The organism is Undibacterium sp. GrIS 1.2 (assembly GCF_040544435.1).
Classification (GTDB): Bacteria; Pseudomonadota; Gammaproteobacteria; order Burkholderiales; family Burkholderiaceae_D; genus Undibacterium.
On sequence record NZ_JBEONP010000057.1, the window covers coordinates 20,796 to 27,303 of the forward strand.

Here is a 6,508-nt window from a genome sequence, read left to right on the forward strand (position 1 = left end):
AGGTTTTTAGCACAAAGGCGATTTATGGCACGCATTCCAGAAACAGAGATCGAGCGGCTAAAAAATGAAGTCTCGGTAGAGCGCCTGGTCGAGTCCGCCGGCATCGCGCTCAAGAAGTCCGGTAAGGACAAGATCGGCCTGTGCCCGTTCCACGATGACGCCACGGCCTCGCTGGTGGTCACGCCTGCCAAGAACTTGTGGCACTGCTTTGGCTGCGGTGCCGCTGGCGACCCGATTGCCTGGGTGATGCAACTGCGCGGCATCAGTTTTAGACATGCGGTCGAGCTGCTGCATACCGATCCTGCTTTAGCTGCTCAAAACAAAGAGCCGGTCAAGCGCACCACGGTGCGCAGCTTGCCCGCGCCGGTCGAATTTGACGCCGACGACTGCGCCTTGCTCAATCAAACCGTGGGCTACTACCACCAGACCTTGCTGGCCTCACCCGAAGCATTGGCCTATCTGCAAGTACGCGGCTTAACCCATCCAGAACTGATCGCGCATTTCCAGCTCGGCTACGCCAACCGCAGCCTGGGTCTACGCCTGCCCGCCAAAACCCGCGTCGCCGGTGCCGAGATCCGCACCCGACTAGAGAAACTAGGCATCTACCGTGAAAGCGGCCACGAACATTTCAACGGTTCGCTCGTGGTGCCGATCCTCGATGTAGCGGGCAAGGTCACAGAAATGTACGGTCGCAAGATCCGCGACGACCTGCGCAAAGGCACGCCCGCGCATTTATATTTGCCCGGGGCGCATCGCGGCGTATTCAATGTTCAAGCACTGGTAGCAAGTAAAGAAATCATCCTGTGCGAAGCCCTGATCGACGCCATGACTTTCTGGTGTGCCGGTTACCGCAACGTCACCGCCAGCTATGGCACCGAAGGTTTTACTGATGATCATTTAGCTGCGTTTAAAGAAAATAATATCGAACGCGTGCTGATTGCCTATGACCGTGATGAGGCGGGTGAGCGTGCGGCCACTAAATTGGCCGAACGCCTGCTGGCAGAGGGAATCGCCTGCTACCGCATCCACTTCCCCAAAGGCATGGACGCCAATGACTACGCTTTAAAAGTGCAGCCAGCGGCTAAAAGTTTAGGTGTCTTAATCCGTCAGGCGGCGTGGCTCGGTAATGGCGTTGCACCGGAGCGTAAGACATCGCCAGTGCTGGACGTGGCGACGGAATCCATCATTGCGCCAACAGACAGCACAGCACCTGCACCGCTTATTTCTTTAGCCGCTGAAGCTATCCTTGCGCCGACAGCAGCCTTACCCGCAGCGGCCTTGCCATCAGCCCCTAGTTCCAATCTGGAGGCCGAGATCCGCGAGAATGAAATCATCCTCGCCTTTGCCGAACGGCGTTACCGCGTGCGCGGCCTGTCCAAAAATCTCGCGCATGAGCTGCTTAAAATCAATCTCCTGGTATCGATTGGCGACGCCTTCCACGTCGATACGCTAGACCTGTACAACGCCCGCGCCCGGCACAGCTACATCACGCAAGCGGCAATAGAATTGCGCGTGCCAGAGAATACGATCAAGACTGATCTGGGGCGCGTGCTGCTGACACTGGAAGCCTTGCAAGACAAACTGATACAGTCTGCGCTTACCCCCAAAGTACCGGAAGCGATACCGATGGATAGCGCAGAACGCGCCGCCGCACTGGCCTTACTGCGCGCGCCGGATCTGGTCACACGCCTGCTGGTCGATTACGCCACCTGCGGTTTAATCGGTGAAGAAACCAACAAGCTAGTCGGTTACCTGGCCTGCATCTCGCGCAAGTTGGAGCGCCCCTTAGGCGTCGTGATTCAATCGTCTTCCGCCGCAGGCAAGACCAGCCTGATGGATACGGTACTGGCCTTCGTCCCCAAGGAAGACAAAATTAAATACAGCGCCATGACCGGCCAGAGCCTGTTTTACATGGGCGAAACCAATCTCAAGCACAAGGTCTTGGCCATCGTCGAAGAGGAAGGCGCCAGCCGCGCCAGCTACGCCTTAAAGCTCTTGCAGTCCGAAGGTGAACTCACCATGGCCAGCACCGGCAAAGACCCGGTAACGGGCAATCTGGTGACGCAACCGTACCGGGTAGAAGGCCCGGTCGCCTTACTGCTCACCACCACCGCACGCGATCTTGATGAAGAACTGCTGAACCGCTGCTTAGTCTTGGCCGTCGATGAAAGCCGCGGCCAGACCCGCGCCATCCACCAGCTGCAACGACAAAAGCGAACGCTGGACGGCATGTTAGCCAAACGAGAAAAGGAAGCCCTGATCACGCTGCACCAAAACGCCCAGCGCCTACTCATGCCGCTAGAAGTCCTCAATCCCTACGCGCAATTCTTAAGCTTCCCAGACCAGACCACACGTCTACGGCGCGATCATGAAAAGTACCTCACCCTGATCGACACCATCAGCTTCCTGCACCAACACCAACGCGAAGTGAAGACATCGAAACGCAACGGCCAGGAAGTAAGTTACATCGAAGTCGCCATCAGTGACATAGCGCTAGCCAACCAGATCGCGCATGAAGTGCTGGGCAGAAGCCTGGATGAATTGCCGCCGCAGACGCGGCGTTTACTCAAACTGATCCACCAGTACGTCAGCACCGAATGTGAAAATAAAAGTCTGGCGCGTGCCGACCTGCGTTTCTCGCGCAAGGCAGCAAGGGATGCCACCGGCCTGTCGGATACGCAATTGCGCCTGCACTTAGAGCGCCTGGTGCAGATGGAATATCTCCTGGTGCATCGCGGCCAGCGGGGACAAAGCTTCGAGTATGAATTGCTGTATGACGGCGCGGGCAGTGATGCGCAAGCCTTTGTGCCGGGCTTGATTGATCTGGCCAGTTTGGAGTTGGCGATTAGTGCAAACACTGCACCAAGCACTGCACCTACGATGCACAGTTCGCGGGGTAAAACAGCCGAGTTCGCGCCCCCATCGCGGGGCCAACGCGCCCCGGATGCGGGCAGTTCGCGCAGTGCAAAATCGGCACAAGAACCAACAGCCATGCGGGTTGCTGAAAAAATGAATGATGCCGAAGTAAAAATGCACCTCCTATCAGCGAACGAACCAATCCTGTCGTACCAGCATCTTCCCTTAGCTGCCAGTGCAGCGCTAGCAGGTTAAGGCCATGGCACAGAAAGACGAACGCGGCATCCGCCAGAAACAGCGCGCACTACGCAAGAAACCGCAATCGCCAGCACGCGCCCACGCGCCCGATCCGGCTAGCGCCAACCACTTACGCGCCTACCAAAACGCCTTCCTCGACTGGACGCTGGTCACCGGCTTGTCAGAGCAAACCGCCAAAATTCGCAAGCAAGCCTTGGATGGTTTCATTCTCTGGTGTGATGAACGCAGCCTGCAGCAACCGCAAGACATCACCCGGCCAATCCTGCAACGCTACCAAAGCCACCTGTACCACTACCGCAAGAGCAACGGCCAGCCGCTCTCGTTTAATACGCAAGCCACCCGTCTGCATCCCATCGTCGCCTTCTTCAAATGGTTAGCCAGGGACAATCACATTCTGCACAATCCGGCGTCTGACCTGGTGCTACCCAAGCCGCCGCGCCAGTTGCCCAAACACCTCATGAGCGTGGCCGAGATTGAAACCATCCTCAACCAGGCCGACATCGCAACGCCTTCCGGCATCCGCAACCGGGCGATACTCGAAACCCTGTACAGCAGCGGCGTACGCCGTGCTGAACTCATGCATTTAAGTCTGTATGACATCGACACCGAGCGCGGCACGCTGATGGTAAGACTAGGCAAAGGACGCAAAGACCGCCTCATTCCAATAGGTGCACGCGCCTGTGCCTGGGTCACGCGTTACGTACAGGAAGTGCGGCCACAATTCGCGCCAGCCCAAGAGCAACAGCACCTGTTCATCACCGACTACGGCGAAGCGTTTGAAAAGAACCGCCTCTCCGACATGGTCAAGCTGCACATGAAATACGCCGGATTAAACAGCGGCGGCTGTCACGTCTTCCGGCATGCGATGGCAACGCACATGCTGGAAAACGGTGCCGACATCCGTTACATCCAGGCCATCCTCGGGCATGCCGAACTCTCGACGACGCAGATTTATACCCATGTCGCGATTGGCAAATTGAAAGCCGTGCATGCCTTGACCCATCCAGCACGATTGCAGCGCCTTGGCGGCGATCAAAGTGGTGAGATGGTGGATAGCGTAGAGAGCGATGCCCAAACGCTGCTAGACGCGCTTGATGCAGAAGCGAATGCAGAAACACATGAAGAAACTACAGAAAAAACCAAAGGAGAAGAATGATGTGCCACATCGACCTAAACTTACCCAATGACTTAGCGCGGGCATTGGCAGAATTTCTCAAGCGTGCCGGGTATAGCGACTACCGGCAATTGGCGGTCAGCGAACAAGAGGCTTACGAGATGCAGCACGCCGGGGAATTACTCAGAAAATCGATGGCGGAGCAAGGCATCGCGCCACGCTAACCGGACATGCCAAAACGCCCGGCGACGGACACGGCAGTAACCCGCTTGTCACAGTCCTTGCGCACCGTGCAAACGGGCTGAGCAGGTACACGGGCAAGCACTGCGCCAAGCTAGACGCTAATCGTTCTCTACCGTTGCAGCTCCGGCGCACAAAGAGCCTGGTCAGTGAAGACGAAAGCGCGCTCCTTTGTCGCTTGCACCCGCGCTGCGCCGGCAGTCAGTAAAGTGCTATGCAAAGGCACAGACCTTCCGGGGTAAATTGCTGCGCAATTCAACATAACGCGGCATTACGCAAAATCGCCCCAGTCGTTACGCTGGCGCTTCACTTGGTGTGACGACTTCGCGTAATGAGGCGTTATGTCTTACGCCCCTCCATGTCTGCCAAGCTAAGCTGGTGCGCTTCGATGCGCAAGGATTTAGTCAGGGTTACGGCGTGCGCGCCAAGGGCGCTTACAGCCGCGCTTCGCCGGTAGTCAGGTGGCACGCAAGAACAAAACGCACGGCCACACAACCCCGTCGCCGTGCTCACAGCATGGCTAGTGTGCTCGCGTTCCGCCAGCACAAATCAACATCAGCTAAAAGACTGGTCAGGGTTACGGTGCGTGCTCGTGCCTCGCATGCCGCCGCGCTTCGCCGGTAGTCAGTGAGGTAAAACGGCACGCTAAAAAGCCACGTCAACACCAACCCCAGCCAGCAGCGAAAGAAAAAATCTCTTGCTATCCCGCGTGCGCGCAAGCCAAAATACGCCTCTAGGAAAAATTTGCTATCAAACAGGGGAAGCCGTCTTCGTACATTGCGCGCAAAGCCTTGCTGCATATAGGGAAAGTAGCTGTGTCTACGACGAAACTGCGTCAGGGCAAACCTATTACAACTACTTCAGGGACTATGATCCGGCCACGGGTAGATACGTTGAGAGTGACCCAATTGGACTGGGTGGCGGCATCAATACATATGCCTATGTCGGGGGCAATCCAATTTCCTACATTGACCCTGAAGGATTAGAGGGGCGGCCGCCCGGATGGAGGCCCCCGCCCCCGCCACCGCAGCCGCCGCTGGCGCCATCCCCGGCTGCAAAAGCACTTATTTGCAAATATATTCGGCAAAACGGGGGGCACGTTCAGCCTGCTTTTCGCGACGAGAACAACGAGAGAAAGAAAAAATCACCATCGGGTGTTGGAAGGCCAAATTGGTACAAATCCGATTATCGAGAGGCAGAAAATTTTCTGTACTCTGCGGGTTGGCCGAACGAAATTGGTGGCACGGTAGTTGGAGTTTATGTTTGGCAGCTTCATAAGCTTGTGCCTGGTACAGAAACTTCTCCTTTTTCCGCAGATGCTTTATTGGCTGGTATTGCGGGACTTAGATTTCAAAACAAGTCGCCAGAAGATTGGTTGAAATGGTGCGATTGTGAAAATTAGAAAGCGAAAAATTTTGTTGGGTGTATTGCTCGTACAAATCGTAGGAGTGATACTTCTTTTTAGCCCACTGACTAATTTTTTTCCTACTCTACGGCTCTGGGTCCGAATTGCAATATCACTACTGTTGTTAATTGGTTTTACTGGCGGCGTACTAAACCACAATCGTCTTTTCTTTATTGGGAAAGTGGGTGGTTGGTGCTTTTTGCTATATGTGCTAGCGACGACATTTCCCGACCCTGATTATTATTGGGAGCGTGATATTGCAATTCCAGACAATCAATACGTAATGGTAAGAGCTTCAATTTTGTGGACTCTAGGACTATCTATCTTGCTTTGTTTGAGGTTGCTAGGGAAGACAAAGCCACCCAGCAGCAGTTCTAGTACTGCGCCGGAAGAAAAAGCCGGCAAGGAATCTGCCTAGCACTTAATCCATCGGGCCGCAATTTGCGGCCCGTAGTCTTTTTATGCGTCTCGCCACCCCTTCCTTATAAATTAAATCCCCTCAAGCCGCCGCCCCAAATCGGGTGTTTTTGCACAAACGGCGCTAAAGTTCCACAGAATTGATAAATGAGGCGTTTTTTTGCCTCGACCAATACTTTGCCCTTCCCGCACGTCAAATCGTTGAATGTAGCGCGTTT

The 6,508-nt window shown here is 55.3% G+C and carries 5 protein-coding genes; all 5 read left to right on the top strand.

Features of this window, described 5'->3' with window-relative positions:
* The first annotated feature begins 24 nt into the window (after positions 1-24).
* Positions 25-3,111: a CHC2 zinc finger domain-containing protein gene (locus AAKU61_RS19010; protein ID WP_354334787.1), complete on the top strand. Its 3,087-nt coding sequence runs from the start codon at positions 25-27 to the stop codon at positions 3,109-3,111.
* Positions 3,112-3,115: 4 nt separating this feature from the next.
* Positions 3,116-4,270 (top strand): site-specific tyrosine recombinase XerC, encoded by a 1,155-nt coding sequence (gene xerC / locus AAKU61_RS19015; RefSeq protein WP_354334788.1) that lies wholly within the window; start codon positions 3,116-3,118, stop codon positions 4,268-4,270.
* Positions 4,270-4,452: a DUF7706 family protein gene (locus tag AAKU61_RS19020; RefSeq protein ID WP_354334790.1), complete on the top strand. Its 183-nt coding sequence runs from the start codon at positions 4,270-4,272 to the stop codon at positions 4,450-4,452. Before xerC ends, AAKU61_RS19020 begins: the two co-directional genes overlap by 1 nt.
* 331 nt (positions 4,453-4,783) lie before the next feature.
* Positions 4,784-5,092, top strand: coding sequence for a hypothetical protein (locus AAKU61_RS19025; protein WP_354334792.1), 309 nt, complete (start codon positions 4,784-4,786; stop codon positions 5,090-5,092).
* 85 nt (positions 5,093-5,177) lie between these two features.
* Positions 5,178-5,870 carry an RHS repeat-associated core domain-containing protein gene (locus tag AAKU61_RS19030; protein WP_354334794.1) on the top strand — a complete coding sequence of 231 codons (693 nt, stop codon included), beginning with the start codon at positions 5,178-5,180 and terminating at the stop codon, positions 5,868-5,870.
* Positions 5,871-6,508 lie beyond the last annotated feature (638 nt).